Here is a 22,048-nt window from a genome sequence, read left to right on the forward strand (position 1 = left end):
CCCCGGGGGGGGCGGGGGGGGGTCGCGCACCCCCCCCCCCCCCCCCCCGTCGTATTCCACCTCAGCAAAACAGTGAATCGATCTCCCCACCGGCGCGGAGTCGCTCTAGGCTCGTCGGTACTTGTTGCGCCGCACCCGAAGGGGAGCGCCGCCGGGCAAGGAGGGCCGCATGACCGTACGGCGAGTAATGGGCATCGAAACGGAGTACGGGATCTCCGTTCCGGGCCACCCGAACGCCAATGCCATGCTCACCTCGTCCCAGATCGTCAACGCCTACGCGGCGGCGATGCACCGGGCGCGCCGCGCCCGCTGGGATTTCGAGGAGGAGAATCCGCTGCGGGACGCCCGCGGCTTCGACCTCGCCCGCGAGGCCGCCGACTCCAGCCAGCTCACCGACGAGGACATCGGCCTGGCCAACGTGATCCTCACCAACGGAGCCCGGCTCTACGTGGACCACGCCCACCCGGAATACAGCGCCCCCGAGGTCACCAACCCCCGCGACGCCGTCCTCTGGGACAAGGCCGGCGAGCGGATCATGGCAGAGGCCGCCGAACGGGCCGCCCAGCTCCCCGGTGCCCAGCCCATCCACCTCTACAAGAACAACACCGACAACAAGGGCGCCTCCTACGGCACGCACGAGAACTACCTGATGAAGCGGGAGACCCCCTTCTCGGACATCGTGCGCCACCTGACGCCCTTCTTCGTCTCCCGCCAGGTCGTCACCGGCGCCGGCCGCGTCGGCATCGGCCAGGACGGCCGCGAGCACGGCTTCCAGATCAGCCAGCGCGCCGACTACTTCGAGGTCGAGGTGGGGCTGGAGACGACGCTCAAGCGCCCCATCATCAACACGCGCGACGAGCCGCACGCGGACGCCGAGAAGTACCGCCGGCTCCACGTGATCATCGGCGACGCGAACCTCTCGGAGATCTCCACCTACCTCAAGCTGGGCACCACGGCCCTGGTCCTGTCGATGATCGAGGACTCCTTCATCAACGTGGACCTCGCCGTCGACCAGCCCGTACGCACCCTCCACCAGGTCTCCCACGACCCGACGCTCCAGCACCTGATCACACTGCGCAGCGGCCGGACACTCACCGCCGTCCAGCTCCAGATGGAGTACTTCGAGCTGGCCAGGAAGTACGTGGAGGAGCGGTTCGGCGCCGACGCCGACGAACAGACCAAGGACGTCCTGATCCGCTGGGAGGACACCCTCAACCGGCTCGAGCACGATCCGATGAGCCTGGCCGGCGAGCTGGACTGGATCGCCAAGCGGGAGCTCATGGAGGGCTACCGGCGCCGCGACAACCTGGAGTGGGACGCGGCACGGCTGCACCTCGTGGACCTGCAGTACGCCGACGTACGCCCCGAGAAGGGCCTGTACAACCGTCTGGTGGCCCGTGGGCGCATGAAGCGGCTCCTGGACGAGACCGAGGTCGAAAGGGCCGAGACGAAGCCTCCGGAGGACACCAGGGCCTATTTCCGGGGCCGCTGCCTGGAGCAGTACGCGGACGACGTGGCGGCCGCCTCCTGGGACTCGGTGATCTTCGACCTCCCGGGCCGCGACTCGCTCCAGCGGGTGCCGACCCTGGAGCCCCTGCGAGGCACCAGGAACCACGTGAAGGAGCTGCTGGACCGGTGCAGGACCGCGGAGGAACTGGTCCGCGTCCTCTCGGGCGGCTGAGAGCGTGCCGCCCGGCGCGGCTGAAATGCCCGGGCGCTGGGAATCATGGGACTAGTGCCCGGACGTTGTACCAAACTGCGGGGCCGAAGTCAGACCTGGCTTGTAGGGTCTGATCTTGAGAGACCCAACCGAGCGGGCCGATTCGAGCGGGGTGAGGGATATGGCGACCAAGGACACCGGCGGCGGACAGCAGAAGGCGACGCGTTCCACGGAGGAGGTCGAGGAGGCGACCGCGGAGGAGACCTCCGACCTCAAGGAGCGCCAGGAGAAGCTGAGCGACGACGTCGACTCCGTACTGGACGAGATCGACGACGTGCTTGAGGAGAATGCCGAGGACTTCGTGCGCTCCTTCGTGCAAAAGGGTGGCCAGTAAGGTCGTCTGACCTTCGAACCGAAGGTCGGGGCGGGGTGACCCCAGGCGGTTGCCGGACGGTGCGGGCGAAGCTGCCCGTGCCGTCCGGTCGCAAGCGATGTGCCGGGAACCAGTGCGGCGGGCTGCCCCCGAAGTCCATGTGGATCACCGTCACAAGACGGGTAGGGTCCGTGGCGTACTGTGCTTCAACTGCAATTCGGCCATCGGCAAGTTGGGAGACGATCCCGACACTCTGCGTCGGGCCAACTCATCTCTGGAGGGACACGCGTGGAAGCCAACACTCGTAGCACCGGGCGTCTACCAGCTGCCTTCCTGACGCCGGGCTCGTCCTCGTTCATGGACTTCCTGTCCGACCACTCGCCGCAGATGCTGCCGGGCAACCGGAAGCTGCCCGAGGGGGTCGTCGAGGCGCCGCACGGCACCACCATCGTCGCCGCGACCTTCCCCGGTGGCGTGGTGCTCGCCGTTGACCGGCGAGCGACCATGGGGAACATGATCGCGCAGCGCGACATCGAGAAGGTGTTCCCGGCCGACGAGTTCTCGGCCGTGGGCATCGCCGGCACCGCCGGTCTCGCCGTGGAGATGGTCAAGCTCTTCCAGCTGGAGCTGGAGCACTTCGAGAAGGTGGAGGGGGCGACCCTCTCCCTGGAGGGCAAGGCGAACCGCCTGTCCACCATGATCCGCGGCAATCTGGGGATGGCCATGCAGGGCCTCGCCGTCGTGCCGCTCTTCGCCGGCTGGGACGAGGGCAAGGAGAAGGGCCGGATCTTCTCCTACGACGTGACCGGCGGCCGCTCCGAGGAGCACGGCTTCGCCGCCACCGGTTCCGGTTCGATCTTCGCCCGCGGCTCCATGAAGAAGCTCTTCCGCCCCGACCTGACGGAGGAGCAGGCCACCACGCTGGTCGTGCAGGCCCTGTACGACGCCGCCGACGACGACTCGGCGACCGGCGGCCCGGACCTGTACCGCCACATCTACCCCATCGTCACCGTCATCACCGACGAGGGCTTCCGCAGGCTCACCGACGAAGAGTCCCAGGAGCTCGCCCGCTCGATCACCGATCGGCGCCTGGAGCAGCCCGACGGTCCCCGCGCGGCCCTGCTCTGATCACTCGTCGTCAGTTGAACCCAGAAGAAAGGGACGGGTAGCCGGTGTCGACTCCGTTCTACGTCTCACCCCAGCAGGCCATGGCCGACCGGGCGGAGTACGCCCGCAAGGGCATCGCCCGCGGCCGCAGTCTGGTCGTCCTTCAGTACACCGACGGCATCGTGTTCGTCGGCGAGAACCCGTCCCGCGCGCTGCACAAGTTCAGCGAGATCTACGACCGGATCGGTTTCGCCGCGGCCGGAAAGTACAACGAGTACGAGAACCTGCGGATCGGCGGCGTCCGCTACGCCGACCTGCGGGGTTACACCTACGACCGGGACGATGTGACGGCCCGGGGCCTGGCGAACGTGTACGCCCAGACGCTGGGCACGATCTTCTCCAGCGCCGGGGAGAAGCCGTACGAGGTCGAGCTGGTCGTCGCCGAGGTCGGTGCGGAGCCCGAGGGCGACCAGATCTACCGCCTGCCGCACGACGGCTCGATCGTGGACGAGCACGGTTCGGTCGCCGTCGGCGGAAACGCGGAGCAGATCAGCAGCTTCCTCGACCAGCGGCACCGCGACGGCATGTCGCTCGCCGAGGCGCTGAAGCTGGCCGTGCAGGCGCTGTCGCGGGACACCAACGGCAGCGAGCGGGAGATCCCCGCGGAGCGGCTGGAGGTGGCGGTCCTGGACCGTACGCGCCCGCAGCAGCGCAAGTTCAAGCGGATCCTCGGGCGTCAGCTGGTCCGTCTGCTGGAGGCGGACAACGCGGCGATCGCGAAGACGGACGAGCCGTCGGACGACATTCTGGACGACTTGGACGACATGGAGGACTAGATCCCTCCGCCCGCTCGATGGCCCCGGTCCGCTTCGGCGGGCCGGGGCTTCGTCGTGCTCAGGCAGGGACCGGGCCGGAGGAGCCGCGGGGCATCAGGGTGACCGGGAGGTCGCCGGCCGCGGGGGTCTCGCCCGCCAGGACGGCGAGGAGGGCGGCCATGCCGCGTTCGCCGACGCGTTCGGCGGGCAGGCGGACGGTGGTGAGTTCCGGTTCGACGGCGGTGGCCAGGGCCAGGTCGTCGAAGCCGGTGACGGAGACGTCCTCGGGGACGCGCAGGCCGAGCCGGCGCACGGCCTTGCAGGCGCCGGCGGCGAGGATGTCGTCGTCGCAGACGAGGGCGGTGGGCCGCGGGCCGGGGCCGGTGAGGGCGCGTTCGGCGGCGGCACGGGCGCCGTCCACGTCGAGGGGCGCGCGCACGGTGCGTACCGAGGCTTCGCGCAGCGCGTCGGCGAGGGCGGCTGCCCGTACGTCGAAGGTCCAGGACGGCACGGCCGAGGCGAGGTGGACGAAGCGGCGGTGGCCGAGGGCCAGGAGGTGGCCGGTGACCTGGCGCATCCCGTCCGCGATGTCGAGGTTGACGTGGGCGGCGGCGCCGGTGTCGGAGGGGTCGCTGTCGAGCATGACCAGCGGCAGGTCGGTGCCGTGGAACGCCTTGAGCGCGTCGGCGGCCATGGAGGAGGCGATCACTCCGTCGAGCGCGGCGCGGGCGGAGGCGAAAGGGTCCTTCGCCGGGCCGACGCCGTCGGGGGAGGGGTAGAGGACGACACCGAAGCCGTGCCGGGCGGCGACGGTGGCCGCGCCGGTGTAGACGCGGGCGAAGAACTCGTTGGTGAGCGCGGGGACGACGAGGAGCGCGGTCCTGGTGTGCCCGAGGCGGAGGTTGCGGGCGGCGAGATTCGGCCGGTAGCCGAGACCTCGGGCGGCCTCCCGTACGGCCTGCGCGGTGCGCTCGGAGACGCGACCGCGCCATTTGTCGCCGAGCACGAGCGAGACGGTGGCCTGGGACACTCCGGCGGCCCTGGCGACGTCCCGGCTGGTGGGCCGCGCTGCGCTGGGGGGTTCCGGGGTCTGCACTCGTTGCCTCCGCGAGGGATGGTCGCCGCCCGCGGGGTGGACCCGCGGGATGCCGCCATGGTACGTATGACCCTGGAAGTTATACGTAAAACCTCAGGGCGGGGCACTGGGGGAGAGGAGACGGACATGGCCGGCGAGGCCAAGGAGAGCAGCGGCTATCTCGACATCCTCAGGGCTCCGCATGCCCTGAGGCTGCTCACCGGCACCCTGGTCGGCCGGCTCCCGAACGGCACGGGGCCCATCGCCATCGTGCTCTTCACCCGGGCGGAGGGCGGCAGCTACAGCCTGGCCGGCGGGCTCACCGCCGCGTACGGCGTCGCCACCGCCGTCGGACAGCCCCTGCTCGGGCGGGCCGTCGATCTCAAGGGCCAGCCGCGTGTCCAGCTGCCCGCCGCGATCGTCTCGGCCCTCGGCATGATCGTCCTGGCCGTGGCCGGAATCAGCCCCCTCGTCCTCGCCTACGCGGCCGTCGTCGTCGCCGGGCTCTTCACCCCGCCCCTCGAAGGCGGACTGCGTGCCCTGTGGCCCAGCGTGCTCGGCCGCGAGGACCGGGTCCACCGGGCCTACGCCATGGACGCCGTCGCCCAGGAGGTCATGTTCACGGTCGGACCGTTGCTGGTGACCCTCCTGGTCGCCCTCTGGTCGCCGGCCGCGGCGCTCCTCGTCATCAACGTCCTCGGCATCCTCGGCGCGCTCTCCGTCGTCCTGTCCGAGCCCTCGCGCGCGTGGCGCTCGGAGCCCCGCGAGGCCCACTGGCTCGGCGCCCTGCGCTCGCCCGGCCTGCTGGCCCTCCTCGGCTCGTTCTTCTTCGTCGGGCTCGCCCTCGGCTCCATCACCGTCGCGGGCCTCGCCTACGCCGACGACCAGGGCAACGAATCGGCGTACGGCTGGCTGATGGCCGCGCTCGGCCTCGGCGCGCTGATCGGCGGCGTCCTCTACGGCGCCCGGCGCTGGGCAGGAGCCCCCGAGCGACGGCTGCGGGTCATCATCGGGCTCCTCGCCCTCGGCTACCTGCCGCTCATGCTGACGCCCGGTGTCGGGCCGATGACGGCCCTCGCCGCGCTCTCCGGCGTCTTCCTCGCCCCGGCCCTCGCCTGTGGCTTCATCGTCGTCGACCGGCATGCGCCCAGCGGCACCGTCACGGAGGCCTTCTCCTGGCTCGTCACCACCTTCGGTGTGGGGGCGGCCCTCGGCTCGGCCGTCGCGGGGCCGGCCGTCGAACTCGCCGGAACCACCGCGGGCTTCGGCGTCGCCGGAGCCGGTGGCTTCGTGGCCCTCCTCGTCCTCCTGGCCACCGGGCGGGTCCTCGCCGCCCCCGGCCGCAGTGTGCGACACGCCGTCAGCGGGGGCACCGGGAGCAGCGGACACACCGAAAAGAACGAGCACTCATCGGAAAATGATCGAAACGGGGCTGTCGAACCCGGTTTCAGCTCAGGCCATCAGGCGTAATGTTCAGACATGGACCGCCGCATTTTCGGGCTGGAGAACGAGTACGGCGTCACGTGCACGTTCAGGGGACAGCGCCGACTGTCTCCTGACGAAGTGGCGCGCTACCTCTTCCGCCGTGTTGTGTCATGGGGCCGCAGCAGCAATGTCTTCCTGCGGAACGGCGCCCGCCTGTACCTCGACGTGGGTTCGCATCCGGAATACGCAACACCCGAATGCGACAACGTGACCGAACTGGTCACGCACGACAAGGCGGGCGAACGCATTCTCGAAGGCCTGCTCGTCGACGCCGAACGCCGCCTGCACGAGGAGGGAATCGCCGGCGACGTCTATCTCTTCAAGAACAACACCGACTCGGCGGGAAACTCCTACGGCTGTCACGAGAACTATCTCGTCGCCCGCCACGGAGAGTTCTCCCGGCTCGCGGACATCCTCATTCCCTTCCTCGTCACCCGACAGCTCATCTGCGGCGCCGGAAAGGTGCTCCAGACCCCGCGTGGCGCGGTCTACTGCGTCTCCCAGCGGGCCGAGCACATCTGGGAGGGCGTCAGTTCCGCGACGACCCGTTCCCGACCCATCATCAACACCCGTGACGAGCCGCACGCGGACGCCGAGCGCTACCGCCGGCTGCACGTCATCGTCGGCGACTCGAACATGTCCGAGACGACCATGCTGCTCAAGGTCGGCGCGACCGACCTCGTGCTCCGCATGATCGAGGCGGGCACCGTGATGCGCGACCTGACCCTGGAGAACCCGATCCGGGCCATCCGCGAGGTCAGCCACGACATCACCGGCCAGCGCAAGGTCCGCCTCGCCAGCGGCCGTGAGGCCTCCGCCCTGGAGGTCCAGCGCGAGTACTACGAGAAGGCCGCCGACTTCGTCGACCGCCGCGGCATCCGTACGGGCACGGTCGCCCAGGTCCTGGAGCTGTGGGGCCGCACGCTGGACGCCATCGAGGCCGAGGACCTCGACCGCATCGGCACCGAGATCGACTGGGTCATGAAGTACAAGCTCATCGAGCGGTACCGGGCGAAGAACAACATGACCATGTCGCACCCCCGGGTCGCCCAGATAGACCTCGCGTACCACGACATCCATCGCCGCCGCGGGCTCTACTACCTCCTGGAGAGGAAGGGCCAGGCGGCCCGGATCTGCAACGACCTGAAGATCTTCGAGGGCAAGTCGGTGCCCCCGCAGACCACCAGGGCGCGGCTGCGCGGCGACTTCATCCGCCGCGCGCAGGAGCAGCGGCGGGACTTCACCGTCGACTGGGTCCACCTCAAGCTCAACGACCAGGCGCAGCGCACCGTGTTGTGCAAGGACCCCTTCCGGTCGGTCGACGACCGGGTGGAAAAGCTGATCGCCGGAATGTAGGACATCGCTGTACGAAGTGCCAGGGCCCCGTGCGTTTCGCGTGCGGGGCCCTTGGCCTGCCCAGAGGGTCCCCTAGAGTGTCGGACAACTACTGTGCCGTCTGAGATCTGAGGAACACGTGCGCCGACTTGCCGGCCTACTGGTCGTCCCGCTGCTGCTGCTCTCGACAGCGGCCTGCGGCAGCGATGACAAGGGCTCCGATAACGCCTCGATGAAGAACGGACTGCCCGCCATCACCGCGGGTGAGAAGTTCGGGGAGAAGCCCACTCTCGCGAAGGGGGAGGGCGATCCGCCGAAGGAGCTCAAGGTCAATGTGATCAGCGAGGGTGACGGCCCCGTCACGAAGAAGGGTGACGCGCTCCAGGTGAACTACCTGGGTCAGGCCTGGGACTCGACGACGCCCTTCGACAACAGCTTCGACCGGGGCCAGCCCTTCGAGCTGACCCTGGGCGCCGGTCAGGTCATCAAGGGCTGGGACCAGGGCCTGGAGGGCCAGAAGGTCGGCAGCCGCGTCGAGATCGGCATCCCGCCGGAGCTCGGTTACGGCGCGCAAGGGCAGGGCGACATCAAGCCCAACGCCACCCTCGTCTTCGTCGTGGACATCTTGAAGGCCACCACGGTCCCCAAGTCCGCCGAGGGCACCGTGGTCGCCCAGGAGAACAAGGACCTGCCGAAGGTGGGTACGAACACCGACGGCAAGGCTCCCTCGCTGACCGTCCCGAAGGTCGACCCGCCGACCAAGCTCGTCTCCAACTACGTGCTGGAGTCCAAGGGCGAGGTCGTCAAGGCCACCGACACGGTCGTCGTGAACTACGTCGCGGCGCTGTGGAAGGACGGCAAGGTCTTCGACTCGACGTACGCGACGGGCAAGACCGCGAACTTCCCGCTCGACCAGCTGACGCTCAAGGGCCTGAAGAACGGCATCACCGGCAAGAAGGTCGGCAGCCGCATCCTGATCGTCGCCCCGCCGTCCGAGGCCTTCGGCGACCAGGAGCAGCAGGGGATCCCGAAGGGCTCCACGCTGGTGTTCGCCCTCGACATCCTGGCGAAGATGTAAGACTGTCCCGGTCGCGTAGTTCATCGTTTGCGCGGTTCATCAGTTTGAGGAGCACACTGCAGTGAGCATCGAGAAGCCCGAGGTCGACTTCCCGGGCGGCGAGCCGCCGGCCGACCTGGAGATCAAGGACATCTGGGAGGGCGACGGCCCCGAGGCCAAGGCGGGCGCCACGGTCTCCGTCCACTACGTGGGCGTCTCCTTCTCCACCGGCGAGGAGTTCGATTCCTCGTGGAACCGTGGCACTCCGCTGCAGTTCCAGCTCGGTGTCGGCCAGGTCATCGCCGGTTGGGACAAGGGCGTGCAGGGCATGAAGGTCGGCGGCCGCCGCCAGCTGATCATCCCCGCCCACCTCGCCTACGGCGACCGTGGCGCCGGCGGCAAGATCGCCCCGGGCGAGACCCTGATCTTCGTCTGCGACCTGGTCGCCGTCTGATCGGTCACGTCACGACCTGAAACGGTCACTCAAGGGTCCCCGTCGTACGGCGGGGACCCTCGGCTTTTGTCACGACACCCCGGGGCGGTACGGTCGGTTGTCCGAGAAGTCAATCCGGCAGAAGAGGTGCAGGGCGTCGATGGCGATTGCCAAGGCCGAGCGGCTGATGAATCTGGCCCTCTGTCTGCTCGGGACACGCCGGCCGCTCTCCAAGCGTGAGCTGCGGGACTCGATCGAGGCCTACGTCGAGGCCGTCAGGCCGGGCAGCGGCGGCGCCGGTGGCGACGACGCCTTCAACCGGATGTTCGAGCGCGACAAGGACGATCTGCGCGAGCTCGGCCTGGTCATCGAGACCGTCGAGAACATCGAGGGCGAGATCGGCTATCTGGCCCGCCGCGACTCCAACCGGCTCCCGCCGATCACGCTCGACGCCGAGGAGGCCGCGGCGCTCGGCCTCGCCGCGAAGGTGTGGCAGCAGGCCCGCCTCGCCGGAGCGGCCAGCGGGGCCCTGCAGAAGCTGCGCGCGGCAGGGATGCCCGAGGCCGAGGACTCATACGACGCCCAGCACAGCGCCCTCGAGCCCCGCATCCCCGTCCACGAGACGTCCTTCGAGCCTCTGATGCTGGCTTGCCGCGACCGGCGCCCGGTCGTCTTCGACTACCGCAAGGCGACGGCGGCACGCCCGGAGACCCGCCAGGTCGAGCCGTGGACCCTGGAGTGCTGGCGCGGCCACTGGTACCTGGCCGGCTGGGACCGCGACCGCGGCGCCGAGCGCGTCTTCCGCCTCTCCCGTATCACCGGCAGGGTCCGCTCGCGCGCCGGCGCCTTCACCGCGCCGGTGCCCGATGTCGTCACCGTCCGCGAGACCGTCGAGCGCTGGGCCGGCGAGATCGCGACCCGCTCCGCCCGGATCAGGCTGCGCACCGGCTGCGGCTATCCGCTGCGCGCCAGGGCCCAGTCCGTACGGGAAGGTACGGACGGCTGGGACGAGCTGGAGATTCCGTACGGACACGGTCTGGACGCCTGGCTGGTGGAGTTCGGCCCCGATGTCGTGGTGCTCGAACCCGCGGACCTGCGGGCCGATGTGGTGGACCGGCTGCGTGCCGTGGCCAAGGGCTGAAGGGGGAGACGTACAGCATGGCTGCGAACGCGATCGACCAGACGAGGCGGATGCTCTCCCTCGTCACCTACCTCCGGGAACGGCCCGGCGCGCATGTCGCCGATGTGGCCCGCGCCTTCGGGATCACCGAGGACGAGCTGATCTCCGACCTCGATGTGCTGCCCATGTGCGGTACGAGCTTCCGCGGCGGCGACCTCCTGGACATCGACACCGACGGCGACCGCATCTGGTGGCACAACCCGGACGACGTCGCCGAGCCGCTGCGGCTCGCGGCCGACGAGGCGACGGCCCTGCTGGTCGCGGCGCGCGCCGTGGCCACGCTGCCCGGTCTGCGGGAGAGCGACCGCGAGGCGCTGCTGCGGGCCACCGCCAAGCTGGAGACGGCTGCCGGTGAGGCGGCCGGGGCCAGCTCCCGGCTCTCGGTCACCTTCGAGTCCGAGGGCGGAGTCTTCGCCGAGGTGGACCGGGCGATCTCGGAGCGCCGTCGGCTCTGGGTGCGCTACTACTCGCCCGCCCGTGACGAGCTGACCGAGCGCGAGGTGGATCCGATCCGGCTCTTCGCCGTCGGCCACACGTACATGGAGGCGTGGTGCCGGCTCTCCGAGGCGCGCCGCACCTTCCGGCTCGACCGGGTCGCCGAGATCCGGATCCTCGACGAGCAGTCCGCTCCGCCCGAGATCGAGCTGCGGGACCTGTCGGAGGGGCTGGTCCAGCCGTCCGCCGAGGACCCGGAGGTCGTGGTCGAGGTGGGTCCCGGCGGCCGCTGGGTCGCCGAGTACTACCCGCACGACCGGGCCGACGAGCTGCCCGACGGGGGACTGCGCATCACCCTGCGGACGCCCGCCCCCGCCTCGCTGCGGCGCCTCGCGCTGCGGCTCGGCAGCGACGGACGGATCGTCTCGCCCCAGGACCTCGCCGACAGCGCCCGGGAGGCGGCCACGGCCGCCCTCGCCGCCTACGACGGCCAGAAGTGACTCGGCGGGTCGGGAGCGGCTCAAGGGGAATGTGACATTCCCCGCCGAGTCGACGCTGTTGCCTGTGGAGCCGATGGATTCGCGAGAGCGCGGGAACCGAGAGGGATGAGGGAAATGTCCGTGATGCACGGAATGACGGCGTCAATCGCACCGGTCTTCTTCAAAGCGGCCTGCCCCGACTGCCGCGCCCGCTTCGAACTCTCCGCGAGCGCGCTGCGCCTCGCGATCGGCGCCAGCCGCCGTACCACGTTCTACTCCTTCACCTGCCCGGAGTGCGGCAGCTCCGTCCGCAAGCCCGCCGGCGAACGGATCGTCGAACTCCTCACCGGCGGCGGCGTCCGCACGCTGCGCCTGCACTCCACCGTCTGACGCCCCGTCCGACGCTCCCACCACCCCGCAACGTCTAGGCTCGGCACATGTTCTGGCCCATGCTCGCCATCGCACTCGGATTCCTCGGCATCGCCGTCCTCGGCGTCCTCGGCATCAAGGTCTTCATCGAGGCCCAGCGGCTCGGCCGTCAGGTGGCCCGGACCACCGAGCGCATCAATCGCGCCGCCGAGGATCTCGAGAGTGCCGCGGGGCAGCTGGCCCGCACCGGCGAGGCGCTGCGCTGAACCCGTGCCGTAGGCTGCCCACGGCGGCCCGGAAGGGGATGCGTGGGCCGCAATCGCGAGTATGCACAGGCATTGCCCTGCGTTTACTCCTGCGGGTTACGATCGCAGACAGCGCGGTGGCCGGACGCATGTCCGACCCGCCGGGCACGCACACCATGTCGCCTCGGTGAAGAAGGTAAACAGCTATGGGTAGGCTCGGCCCCACCGAGATCATTCTCATCCTCGTCGTCATCATCCTGCTGTTCGGCGCCAAGAAGCTCCCCGACATGGCCCGTTCGCTGGGCAAGTCCGCCCGCATCCTCAAGAGCGAGGCCAAGGCGATGAAGTCGGACGACCAGCAGAGCGCCCCTGCCGACCCGCCGACCCCCGGCACCCCGGACCAGGCCGCCGCCCCGCGCACCATCCAGGCCGCGCCCGGCGACGTGACCAGCTCGCGTCCCGTCACCGAGCCGTCGGACACCACCAAGCGCTGACCCGGTCCGCCGCGGCCGCCGCACCGAGCGGCGGCTGCCGCACGAGATGAGGACGTGGGTTGCTCAAGTCTGCCCGCAAGCAGGAGAAGGACCCCGAGGGCCGGATGCCCCTCGTGGAGCACCTGCGTGAACTTCGCAACCGCATGGCGAAGGGCCTCCTGGCCATCGCCGCGGTCACCGTCGTGGCCCTCGTGTACAGCGAGGAGCTCATGCAGTTCCTGACGAAGTCCGTGCCCAAGTGCGGACCCGGCGTCACGAGCGACGGTGGAAACTGCGCGATCGTCTCCTTCAACACGCTGATCGCGCCGTTCAGCACGACGATCCAGGTCAGCCTCGTGACCGGCCTCGTCGTCGCCAGCCCGATCTGGCTGTACCAGCTCTGGGCCTTCATCGCGCCCGGCCTGCACAAGAGCGAGAAGAAGTACACCTACGCCTTCGTCGGCGCCGCGGTCCCGCTGTTCACCGCAGGCGCCTACCTCGCGTACCTCATCCTCCCCATCAGCGTGAAGGTCCTCATCAGCCTCACGCCCGGCGGATCGGCGAACATCCTCTCCCTCGGTGACGTCCTCGACTTCACCCTGCGCATGGTGCTCGTCTTCGGCCTCGCCTTCGAGCTCCCGCTCGTCCTCGTGATGCTGAACCTCACCGGAGTCCTCACCGGTCGCCGGATGGCCGGCTGGTGGCGCGGCGTGATCATGGGCGTCTTCGTCTTCGGCGCCGTCATCACCCCCACCACCGACCCCGTCGGAATGATCGCGCTGGCCGGACCGATCACCATCCTGTACTTCGGAGCCGTCGGCTTCTCGCTCGTCAACGACCGACGCCGGGCCCGCAACAACCCCGACGCCGAACTCGACGACGACGAGGCATCCAGCCTGGACCTCACCCCGGAGAGCGTCGAAGCCGTCGAGCCCGTCGGAGCCACCCGCGCCCTGCCCGAGCAGGCCAGTGGCGAGGCCGACGGCGGCAGGTCGTCCCGGCCCGGCGGTTACGACGACATCACCTGACCTGTAGGGTCCTCCCCCAGACTCCGTCCGGGGGGACACCCATGACCAGCGAGATCACCCTTCTCGTCAATCCCACCGCGGGACGCGGCCGGGGCGCGCACGCCGCGCAGCCGGCCGCCGACGCCCTCAGGGACGCCGGATTCTCCGTCCGCACCGTCCTCGGTGCCGACGCCGACGACACCCTGAAGTGGGCCCGGGACGCCGTCGCCGGCGGGACCGGAGCACTCGTCGCCGTCGGCGGCGACGGCATGATCTCGCTCGCCCTCCAGGCCCTCGCCGGCACCCGGACCCCGCTCGGCGTGGTCGCCGTCGGCACCGGAAACGACTTCGCCCGCAGCCTCGGCCTGCCCGTACGCGACCCCGGGGCCGCCGGCCGGCTCGCCGCCGATCTGCTCAAGACCGGCGGCGGACGCGACATCGACCTCGGCAGGGTCGGCGACCGCTGGTTCGGCACCGTCCTCGCCTCCGGCTTCGACTCCCGCGTCAACGATCGCGGCAACCGTATGAAGCTGCCGGCCGGCCGCTTCACGTACGACCTCGCCATCGTCGCCGAGCTCGCCTCGTTCCGGCCGGTCCCGTACCGCCTCACCTTCGACGACGGCACCGAGCGCCAGGTCGACGCCACCCTCGTCGCCGTCGGGAACGGCACCTCGTACGGCGGGGGCATGCGGATCTGCCCGGACGCGCACATGGACGACGGCCTCTTCGACGTCACGGTCGTCGGCGACTGCTCCCGTACGACCCTGATCAAGGTCTTTCCCCGGGTCTACCGCGGCACCCACCTCGACCACCCCAAGGTCACCGTCCACCGCGTCCGCGCCGTCACTCTGGACGCCCCCGGCACCACCGGCTACGCGGACGGCGAGCCGCTCGGAGCGCTGCCGCTGACCGCCGAATGCGTCCCCGGAGCGCTGCGCGTCCTGGCGCCCTGACGGGCGTCCCGCGGATCCGATCGGCCCGTGCGGGGCGGCCCGCCGGAGCGTGGAATCGGTCCGTCATTAAAGATCGCGTCAGTGTCAGAGGTGACGGGTAGGCTCGACAGCAAGATGACAGAGGACCTCACACCAGCCGAAGCGTACGCAGCTGCCCGGGCCCGCAATGCCGAGCAGGCCACGGCGCTGGCCCCCTTCCGCGAGATGTACGAGTTCGGTCTGGACCCCTTCCAGATCGAGGCCTGCCAGGCCCTCGAGGCGGGCAAAGGCGTGCTCGTCGCCGCCCCCACGGGCTCGGGCAAGACCATCGTCGGCGAGTTCGCCGTCCACCTCGCCCTCCTCCAAGGGCGCAAGTGCTTCTACACGACACCCATCAAGGCGCTGTCGAACCAGAAGTACGCCGACCTCGTCAAGCGGTACGGACCCGGCAAGGTCGGCCTGCTCACCGGCGACAACAGTGTCAACGGCGACGCCCCGATCATCGTCATGACCACCGAGGTCCTCCGCAACATGCTGTACGCGGGATCCCAGGCCCTCAGCGGCCTCGGCTACGTCGTCATGGACGAGGTGCACTACCTCTCGGACCGCTTCCGCGGTGCCGTCTGGGAGGAAGTGATCATCCACCTCCCCGAGTCGGTGACCCTGGTCTCACTCTCCGCGACCGTCTCCAACGCGGAGGAGTTCGGCGACTGGCTCGACACCGTCCGAGGCGACACGGAGGTCATCGTCTCCGAGAGCCGCCCCGTGCCGCTCTGGCAGCACGTGCTGGCCGGCCGCCGGATGTACGACCTCTTCGAGGAGGAGACCGACCACGGCGGCCGCGGCGCGTCCCGCCGCGAGGTCAACCCCGACCTGCTGCGCCTGGCCCGCACCGAGAACTCCCGTACGTACAACCCGCGCGAGCGCCGCCGCGGCAAGATGATCCGCGAGGCCGACCGCGAGCGCGAGCGCCGTCAGCGCTCCCGCATCTGGACGCCCGGACGCCCCGAGGTCATCGAGCGGCTCGACGCCGAGGGGCTCCTGCCCGCCATCACCTTCATCTTCAGCCGGGCCGGCTGCGAGGCCGCCGTCCAGCAGTGCCTGTACGCGGGCCTCCGGCTCAACGACGACGAGGCCCGCCACAGGGTCCGCGAGATCGTCGAGGAGCGCACCGCCTCCATCCCCTCCGAAGACCTCCACGTCCTCGGGTACTACGAGTGGCTGGAGGGCCTGGAGCGCGGCATCGCCGCTCACCACGCCGGAATGCTGCCCACGTTCAAGGAAGTCGTCGAGGAGCTCTTCGTGCGCGGCCTGGTCAAGGCCGTCTTCGCCACGGAGACCCTCGCGCTGGGCATCAACATGCCCGCCCGTTCGGTGGTCCTGGAGAAGCTCGTCAAGTGGAACGGCGAGCAGCACGCCGACATCACCCCCGGCGAGTACACGCAGCTCACCGGACGCGCCGGGCGCCGTGGCATCGACGTCGAGGGCCACGCCGTCGTCCTGTGGCAGCGCGGCCTCGACCCCGGCCACCTCGCCGGACTCGCCGGCACGCGCACGTACCCGCTGCGCTCCAGCTTCAAGCCGTCGTACAACATGGCCGTCAACCTGGTCGACCAGTTCGGACGCCACCGCTCCCGCGAGCTGCTCGAGACCTCCTTCGCGCAGTTCCAGGCCGACCGGTCCGTCGTCGGCATCTCCCGCCAGGTCCAGAAGAACGAAGAGGGCCTCGAGGGCTACCGGGAGGGCATGACCTGCCACCTCGGGGACTTCGAGGAGTACGCGCGGCTGCGCCGCGACCTCAAGGACCGCGAGACCGAACTGGCCAAGCAGGGCGCCGCACAGCGCCGTGCCCAGGCCGCCGCCTCCCTGGAGAAGCTCAAGCCCGGCGACATCATCCACGTCCCCACGGGCAAGTTCGCCGGTCTCGCCCTCGTCCTCGACCCCGGCATCCCCGCCGGGCGGACCAACGGCCACCGCGGCTTCGAGCACCACGACGGGCCCCGCCCGCTCGTGCTCACCGCGGAGCGGCAGGTCAAGCGGCTGGCCTCGATCGACTTCCCGATCCCGGTCGAGGCCATGGAGCGCATGAGGATCCCCAAGTCCTTCAACCCGCGCTCCCCGCAGTCCCGGCGGGACCTCGCCTCCGCCCTGCGTACCAAGGCCGGGCACCTCAACCCGGAGCGGCACCGCAGGGAGCGCTCGGCCGCCGCCGACGACCGCGAGATCAACCGGCTGCGCACCGAGCTGCGTGCCCACCCCTGCCACGGCTGCGACGAACGCGAGGACCACGCCCGCTGGGCCGAGCGCTACCACCGGCTGCAGCGCGACACCCGGCAGCTGGAACGGCGCATCGAGGGCCGCACCAACACCATCGCCCGCACCTTCGACCGGATCGTCGCGCTCCTCACCGAGCTCGACTACCTCCGTGGCGACGACGTCACCGACAACGGCAAGCGGCTCGCGAGGCTCTACGGCGAACTCGACCTGCTGGCCAGCGAATGCCTGCGCGACGGTGTCTGGGAGGGGCTGACCCCGCCCGAACTGGCCGCCTGCGTCTCCGCGTTGGTGTACGAGGCGCGGCAGTCCGACGACGCCGTGCCGCCGAAGCTCCCCACGGGGAACGCGAAGGCCGCGCTGGGCGAGATGGTGCGGATCTGGGGGCGGCTCGACGCCCTGGAGGAAGAGTTCAAGATCAACCAGGCGGAAGGGGTCGGCCAGCGCGAACCCGACCTCGGCTTCGCCTGGGCCGCCTACCAGTGGGCCTCCGACAAGGGGCTCGACGAGGTCCTGCGCGAGGCCGAGATGCCCGCCGGCGACTTCGTCCGCTGGTGCAAGCAGGTCATCGACGTCCTCGGACAGATCGCGGCCGCGGCGCCGAAGGAGAACAGCACCGTCGCCAAGAACGCCCGCAAGGCCGTGGAGTCGCTGCTGAGGGGCGTCGTCGCCTACAGCTCGGTGGGCTGACGGTCGTCCGAAGGAGCGTGCAGGGGCCCGTGGTTGATGCCACGGGCCCTTGGCGTTCGCGGGCTTCCTTCTCGGTGTCGCGGGCTTCCTCCTCGGTGTCGCGGTATTCGTCCGACAGGGGCCGGGTTGTCCACAGGGGCGTCACGGGGGCGTTGTCCACAGGGGTGGCGGAGTGTCAGGCCTCTCCGATTCCATGGACTCACACACCGGGCAACATCGCTGGGAGGGGACCCACGTGACCACGCAAGCCGGTTCGGCCGCCGTCGAGGAGACGGCCGGCGGACAGAAGATCGTGCCGGGGCCACGGGGCGTACCACTGCTCGGGAACCTGCCGGAGTTCGGCAAGGACCCGCTCGCCTTCTTCGAGCGGCTGCGTGAGCGCGGAGACTTCGTCAGCTGGCGCTTCGGGCAGGGCCCCGCCCTCTTCATCGCCCACCCCGACGCCATCGGTGAACTCCTCACCGAGATCGAGCGCACCTTCGACCAGCCCGACCTCGGCATCGCCTTCCGCACCCTGCTCGGCAACGGAGTGGTCGTCGCCAAGGGCGCCGACTGGCGACGCAAGCGCTCCCTCGTCCAGCCCTCCGTCCGGCCCAAGCAGGTGCGGTCCTACGCCGCCACCATGGCCGAGTGCGCGATCGCCCTGGCCGACCGGTGGAGCGACGGACAGCGCATCGACATCAAGAAGGAGATGGCCGCCCTCACCCAACTCATCGCCGTCCGCACCATCTTCGGCGTCGACACCGCCGCCGACGCCGAAGCCATCGGCCGCGCGATGGACGTCGCGCAGAAGGAGATAGGCGCCGAGTTCAGCGGCATCGGCGCACTGCTGCCCGACTGGGTGCCGACACCGGGACGCGCGCGCATCAAGCGCGCCACCGCGGTGATCGACGCCGAGGTCTCCCGCGTCGTCGCCCGCCACCGCGACGGCGACACCGAGCGGCCCGATCTGCTCAGCCGGCTCCTCGCCGCGCAGGACGAGACCGGCGCCCGCCTCTCCGACCAGGAGATCCGCGACGAGACCGTCACGCTCTACATCGGCGGACACGAGACCACGAGCTCGACCCTCGTCTGGGCATGGAACCTGCTCTCCCACAACCCCCGCGTGCGCGAGGCGCTCGCCGAAGAGCTGGACCGGGTCCTCGGCGACCGTGAACCCGGCTTCGACGACTACGCGCAACTGACCTACACCCAGGCCGTCGTGAAGGAGACCCTGCGGCTCTACCCCACCATCTGGCTCCTCACCGGCATCGCCAAGGAGGGAGCGACCCTCGGTGGAATGGCGATACCTCCCGGGACACGGGTATGGAGCAGCCAGTGGGCCACCCACCGGGACGGCCGCTGGTTCACCGACCCCGAGGAGTTCCGTCCCGAGCGCTGGGGAGCGGCGGGCACGCCCGCCGAGGACATACCCGAGTACGCCTGGTTCCCGTTCGGCGGAGGGCCGCGCGTCTGCCTCGGAACGCGGTTCGCGATGGTCGAGGCCGTCCTGATCCTCGCCGTTCTCGCCCGGCGGTTCCGTCTCGACCTCGACCACCCCGGGGAGATACGCCCCGTACCGAGTCTGACGCTCCAGCCGGACCGGGAGGTCCTCGCCACGGTCCGCACCCGCGGCTGAGGAATGATTCCGGCATGAAGATCACGGCTCGTGGACTCAACCGCTCCACGTTGGCACGGCAGTTGCTGCTGCGGCGCGAGAAGCTCGGCGCGGCCGAAGCGGTACGACGGGTGGTCGCGCTCCAGGCCCAGCAGCCCGCGTCGCCGTATCTCGCGCTGTGGAACAGGACCGCCGCGTTCGACCCGGCCGACCTCGACGGCGCCTTCGCCGACGGGACGGTCGTGAAGTCGACACTGATGCGGATCACCCTGCACGCGGTGCATGCGGACGACTACCGGCCTTTCCGGGAGGCCGTGCATCCGCTGCTGAGGGCCGGGAGGCTCGGCGACCGGTTCACGGCGTCGGGTCTGACACCGGCGGACGCCGACGTGCTCGTTCCGGAACTGCTGGCCTTCGCCGACCGGCCCCGGACCAACGCGGAGTACGAGGCATGGCTCGAGCAGCGGGTGGGGGCCGCGCCGAAGTCCGGGGCCTGGTGGGGGTTGCGGCACTACACGCCGCTGCTGCACGCGCCCACGACGGCACCGTGGTCGTTCGGGGAGCGCCCCGCGTATGTCGCTCCGCCCGACCCTCCGGCGCCACCGGCGCCGGAGGTGTCGGACGCGGCCCTGCGGACGCTGGTCCTGCGCTATCTCGCGGGGTTCGGCCCGGCGTCGGTGGCGGACGTGGCGCAGTTCGGGCTGGTCGCGCGGGCCAGGGTCAGGAAGGCGCTGGGCGTGCTGGCCGACGAGCTCGAGCGGTGCGAAGGGCCGAGCGGCGAGGAGCTGTTCGACGTGCCGGGCGCACTGCGGCCGGACGAGGACACGCCCGCGCCGGCACGGCTGATGGCCATGTGGGACAGCACTCTGCTGGCCTACGCCGACCGTGGGTGGGTCATCCCGCCCGAGTACCGCACGGAGGTGATCCGCAGGAACGGGGACGTGCTGCCGACCCTGCTCGTCGACGGCTACGTCGCCGGGGTGTGGCGTCCGGCGGGGGGAGGGATCGAGGCGACCGCGTTCCACGACCTGCCGGACCGGGTCTGGGAGGAACTGGCGGAGGAGGCCCGCTCGCTGGTGGCCTTCCTCTCCGACCGCGAGCCGGAGGTGTACCGCCGCTACGGCCACTGGTGGAGCAAGCTGCCGCACGCCGAGACCCGGCTGCTGCCTGGGGTGTGAGGGGCTCCGGTCAGACTCGGAGGGCCGCGATGCGGCGGGCGGCGTCCATGGTGGCCTCGTGGCCCGCCGTCGCGAAGTACACCGCCGACGTGGACGCCCGCATCAAGGAGCCGTTGCCCGCCGCACGGCCGTTGACCTGGAAGTGGAGCGCGGCCGCGGTGTCCCAGGGGTCGCCGCCGGACAGGACGGCCTCGGTCTGGAGGCCGATGTCCTTCGGTTCGGCGGCCGCCCAGCGGCGGAACCGGTCGAAGACGTCCGGCAGGTCGAGGCCGCCCCTGTCGAGGAGCGACTCCCCGACCAGGACGGCCATCTGCGTGTCGTCGGTGGCCTCGCCCGGGTCCCAGCCGCCGCCCCCGCACATCTCCCCGACGCCGTCGGGGAAGCGTTCCAGGAAGATTCCCGGCAGCTTGAACTCGAAGGGGGCGCCCAGCGCGTCCCCCACCGCGGAGCCGAGGACGGCGCCGATGGCACGCTCTGTCGTTCGCATTCCGGCAGCCTAGGCGGCGCCCCGCACGGGACGTGGCCTTCTCGTCGCCCGTAGCACCAGGAAGATCAGCAGCCCGAAGGGGGAGAGCAGGATCGTCAGGATCAGCAACGGGCCCATCAGCAGGGGTGAGAGACCCAGCCTGCGCGCCTCGCGGTACATCCACTGACCGAGCAGCAGGTCCCAGGCGATGACCTGCGCCCAGATCGCCCCGGCGCCGTTCGCCAGCGCGGTGAGTTCCCGGAAGGTGTCGAGGTCGGGGCTGCTGACTGCCGCCCACAGTTCGGGGAGGACCGGGAGCGCCAGTGCGAGGTAGACCGCGAGGATCGGCACGACCGTGAGGGGGGAGGCCGCGAGCCGCTCCGTGCCCCGCCACCCCGGCGCGAAGATCATCAGCAGCCAGACGGGTGCGGCGAGGAAGAAGGAGAGCTCGAAGAGGAAGCCGGTCATGAAGTGAACTCCTTGGCGGTGAGCGCGGTTTCGGAGCGGACCGGGGTCCGCAGGGCCGCCCATGTCGCCACCGCGCCGACGAGCGCGAGCCCGCCGACCGCGGCGAGCGTCGTGCCGTCGGGATCCAGCAGCGCCTGACCGCGCAACGCCTGCCAGGTGACGAGGGCGAACACCCCTGCGTACGCCCCCGACACGACCAGCGTCAGACGCAGCCGCACCCGCTCGTCGCGCAGCCGGGCGAACCGCGGGGCGAGCGCGACCAGGGCGAGCAGCAGGAGCGGTATCACCTGCAGGGCATGCATCCCGAAGAAGTGGGCGATCCGCAGATCGCCGCCGGTCGTGGACCAGCCCGTCACGGGCATGGAGGGGCCGCCGTCCGGGACGCCGACGCTGTGCGCGCCGACGATCGCCGCGTCGTCGCCGGCCGCGAGCTGCTCGGGGGTCGGCTGCACCATCAGGAAACCGACCGCGGCTCCGGCGAGGGCGATCAGGGAGCCGAGGCGTACGGCCCAGGCGGTGGCGCGGTCCAGGATCCGGGCGCGCAGCAGCAGGATGGCGATGACGAGGGCGGCCAGCCACAGGACGACGACCGTGAGGCCCATCGCCTGGAAGACGGCGGCGTCGAAGGCGGTCTCGTTGTTGAAGTGGCTCTGCTTGCCGCGGACCACCTGGGTCGTGATCAGCACCATCTCGGCGGCGCTGGCCACGGCCAGGACGGTGCCGGCCCACCAGCCGACGCGACGGCCGCGGGGGAGCAGGGTGAGCATCCAGGCGAGCGTCATGCAGTACGCGACGAACGAGACCGCGAACTTGAACGGTTTGGTCCAGATCGGGACGCCGACCAGGATCCGGTCGTCGAAGAGCAGGCCGCCGACCGAGACCAGGGCGAGTAACGCCATGGAGGCGGAGAACCAG

22 protein-coding genes and 1 pseudogene are annotated in these 22,048 nt (G+C 70.4%); 19 read left to right on the forward strand and 4 right to left on the reverse strand.

The window, feature by feature from the left end; translation table 11 throughout:
- Positions 1-169 precede the first annotated feature (169 nt).
- The 5 genes from dop (at position 170) to prcA (ending at position 3,976) form a co-directional block, all read left to right on the forward strand.
- Complete coding sequence (gene dop / locus ACFVZW_RS19885; RefSeq protein ID WP_329122557.1) at positions 170-1,681, forward strand: depupylase/deamidase Dop; 1,512 nt, start codon at positions 170-172, stop codon at positions 1,679-1,681.
- Positions 1,682-1,841: 160 nt separating this feature from the next.
- Entirely contained in the window at positions 1,842-2,054 is a 213-nt protein-coding gene (locus ACFVZW_RS19890; RefSeq protein WP_383557498.1) for a ubiquitin-like protein Pup, read from the forward strand.
- Between the two features lie 97 nt (positions 2,055-2,151).
- The gene (locus ACFVZW_RS19895; RefSeq protein ID WP_384523058.1) at positions 2,152-2,370 is read left to right on the forward strand and encodes an endonuclease domain-containing protein; all 219 of its coding nucleotides are present in this window, start codon (positions 2,152-2,154) and stop codon (positions 2,368-2,370) included.
- A complete protein-coding gene (gene prcB, locus ACFVZW_RS19900; RefSeq protein ID WP_384522987.1) occupies positions 2,322-3,161 on the forward strand; it encodes a proteasome subunit beta in 840 nt (279 codons plus the stop codon). Before ACFVZW_RS19895 ends, prcB begins: the two co-directional genes overlap by 49 nt.
- A gap of 44 nt (positions 3,162-3,205) precedes the next feature.
- Positions 3,206-3,976, forward strand: coding sequence for a proteasome subunit alpha (gene prcA, locus ACFVZW_RS19905; protein WP_376434454.1), 771 nt, complete (start codon positions 3,206-3,208; stop codon positions 3,974-3,976).
- A 58-nt stretch (positions 3,977-4,034) separates the two neighbouring features.
- Here prcA and ACFVZW_RS19910 read toward each other — a convergent pair whose 3' ends face one another.
- Positions 4,035-5,051: a LacI family DNA-binding transcriptional regulator gene (locus ACFVZW_RS19910; protein ID WP_384522990.1), complete on the reverse strand. Its 1,017-nt coding sequence runs from the start codon at positions 5,049-5,051 to the stop codon at positions 4,035-4,037.
- A 126-nt stretch (positions 5,052-5,177) separates the two neighbouring features.
- On the opposite strand from ACFVZW_RS19910, the gene ACFVZW_RS19915 reads away from it, so the two are divergent.
- The 14 genes from ACFVZW_RS19915 to ACFVZW_RS19980 all read left to right on the forward strand — a co-directional run bounded on the left by ACFVZW_RS19915 (position 5,178) and on the right by ACFVZW_RS19980 (position 20,199).
- On the forward strand, positions 5,178-6,500 hold the full coding sequence (locus tag ACFVZW_RS19915; protein ID WP_384522992.1) for an MFS transporter: 1,323 nt from the start codon (positions 5,178-5,180) through the stop codon (positions 6,498-6,500).
- 9 nt (positions 6,501-6,509) lie between these two features.
- Positions 6,510-7,871, forward strand: a complete 1,362-nt coding sequence (pafA, locus tag ACFVZW_RS19920; RefSeq protein WP_137990376.1) for a Pup--protein ligase — start codon at positions 6,510-6,512, stop codon at positions 7,869-7,871.
- A 118-nt stretch (positions 7,872-7,989) separates the two neighbouring features.
- Entirely contained in the window at positions 7,990-8,928 is a 939-nt protein-coding gene (locus ACFVZW_RS19925; RefSeq protein WP_384522995.1) for an FKBP-type peptidyl-prolyl cis-trans isomerase, read from the forward strand.
- Positions 8,929-8,989: 61 nt separating this feature from the next.
- On the forward strand, positions 8,990-9,361 hold the full coding sequence (locus ACFVZW_RS19930) for an FKBP-type peptidyl-prolyl cis-trans isomerase (protein WP_384522997.1): 372 nt from the start codon (positions 8,990-8,992) through the stop codon (positions 9,359-9,361).
- A 139-nt stretch (positions 9,362-9,500) separates the two neighbouring features.
- Positions 9,501-10,481 carry a helix-turn-helix transcriptional regulator gene (locus ACFVZW_RS19935; protein ID WP_384522999.1) on the forward strand — a complete coding sequence of 327 codons (981 nt, stop codon included), beginning with the start codon at positions 9,501-9,503 and terminating at the stop codon, positions 10,479-10,481.
- 17 nt (positions 10,482-10,498) lie between these two features.
- The gene (locus tag ACFVZW_RS19940; protein WP_384523001.1) at positions 10,499-11,455 is read left to right on the forward strand and encodes a helix-turn-helix transcriptional regulator; all 957 of its coding nucleotides are present in this window, start codon (positions 10,499-10,501) and stop codon (positions 11,453-11,455) included.
- A 105-nt stretch (positions 11,456-11,560) separates the two neighbouring features.
- Positions 11,561-11,824, forward strand: a complete 264-nt coding sequence (locus tag ACFVZW_RS19945) for a hypothetical protein (protein ID WP_383557521.1) — start codon at positions 11,561-11,563, stop codon at positions 11,822-11,824.
- 47 nt (positions 11,825-11,871) lie between these two features.
- Positions 11,872-12,069 (forward strand): hypothetical protein, encoded by a 198-nt coding sequence (locus ACFVZW_RS19950; RefSeq protein ID WP_384523003.1) that lies wholly within the window; start codon positions 11,872-11,874, stop codon positions 12,067-12,069.
- Between the two features lie 185 nt (positions 12,070-12,254).
- Positions 12,255-12,542 carry a Sec-independent protein translocase subunit TatA gene (tatA, locus tag ACFVZW_RS19955; protein ID WP_383557527.1) on the forward strand — a complete coding sequence of 96 codons (288 nt, stop codon included), beginning with the start codon at positions 12,255-12,257 and terminating at the stop codon, positions 12,540-12,542.
- Between the two features lie 104 nt (positions 12,543-12,646).
- A complete protein-coding gene (gene tatC / locus ACFVZW_RS19960) occupies positions 12,647-13,549 on the forward strand; it encodes a twin-arginine translocase subunit TatC (protein ID WP_384523060.1) in 903 nt (300 codons plus the stop codon).
- A 41-nt stretch (positions 13,550-13,590) separates the two neighbouring features.
- Positions 13,591-14,481 carry a diacylglycerol kinase gene (locus ACFVZW_RS19965; RefSeq protein WP_384523005.1) on the forward strand — a complete coding sequence of 297 codons (891 nt, stop codon included), beginning with the start codon at positions 13,591-13,593 and terminating at the stop codon, positions 14,479-14,481.
- A gap of 114 nt (positions 14,482-14,595) precedes the next feature.
- On the forward strand, positions 14,596-17,424 hold the full coding sequence (locus tag ACFVZW_RS19970; RefSeq protein ID WP_384523007.1) for a DEAD/DEAH box helicase: 2,829 nt from the start codon (positions 14,596-14,598) through the stop codon (positions 17,422-17,424).
- Positions 17,425-17,659: 235 nt separating this feature from the next.
- A complete protein-coding gene (locus ACFVZW_RS19975) occupies positions 17,660-19,042 on the forward strand; it encodes a cytochrome P450 (RefSeq protein ID WP_384523009.1) in 1,383 nt (460 codons plus the stop codon).
- A 14-nt stretch (positions 19,043-19,056) separates the two neighbouring features.
- Positions 19,057-20,199: a winged helix DNA-binding domain-containing protein gene (locus ACFVZW_RS19980; RefSeq protein ID WP_384523011.1), complete on the forward strand. Its 1,143-nt coding sequence runs from the start codon at positions 19,057-19,059 to the stop codon at positions 20,197-20,199.
- 19 nt (positions 20,200-20,218) lie between these two features.
- Here ACFVZW_RS19980 and ACFVZW_RS19985 read toward each other — a convergent pair.
- From ACFVZW_RS19985 to ACFVZW_RS19995, 3 genes and pseudogenes are all read right to left on the reverse strand, one after another.
- Positions 20,219-20,686: pseudogene (locus ACFVZW_RS19985) on the reverse strand (ADP-ribosylglycohydrolase family protein); the annotation flags it as partial.
- Between the two features lie 9 nt (positions 20,687-20,695).
- Entirely contained in the window at positions 20,696-21,133 is a 438-nt protein-coding gene (locus tag ACFVZW_RS19990; protein WP_384523013.1) for an ABA4-like family protein, read from the reverse strand.
- Positions 21,130-22,032: a hypothetical protein gene (locus ACFVZW_RS19995; protein ID WP_384523062.1), complete on the reverse strand. Its 903-nt coding sequence runs from the start codon at positions 22,030-22,032 to the stop codon at positions 21,130-21,132. Before ACFVZW_RS19995 ends, ACFVZW_RS19990 begins: the two co-directional genes overlap by 4 nt.
- Positions 22,033-22,048 lie beyond the last annotated feature (16 nt).

The organism is Streptomyces sp. NPDC059567 (assembly GCF_042735655.1).
GTDB lineage: Bacteria > Actinomycetota > Actinomycetes > Streptomycetales > Streptomycetaceae > Streptomyces.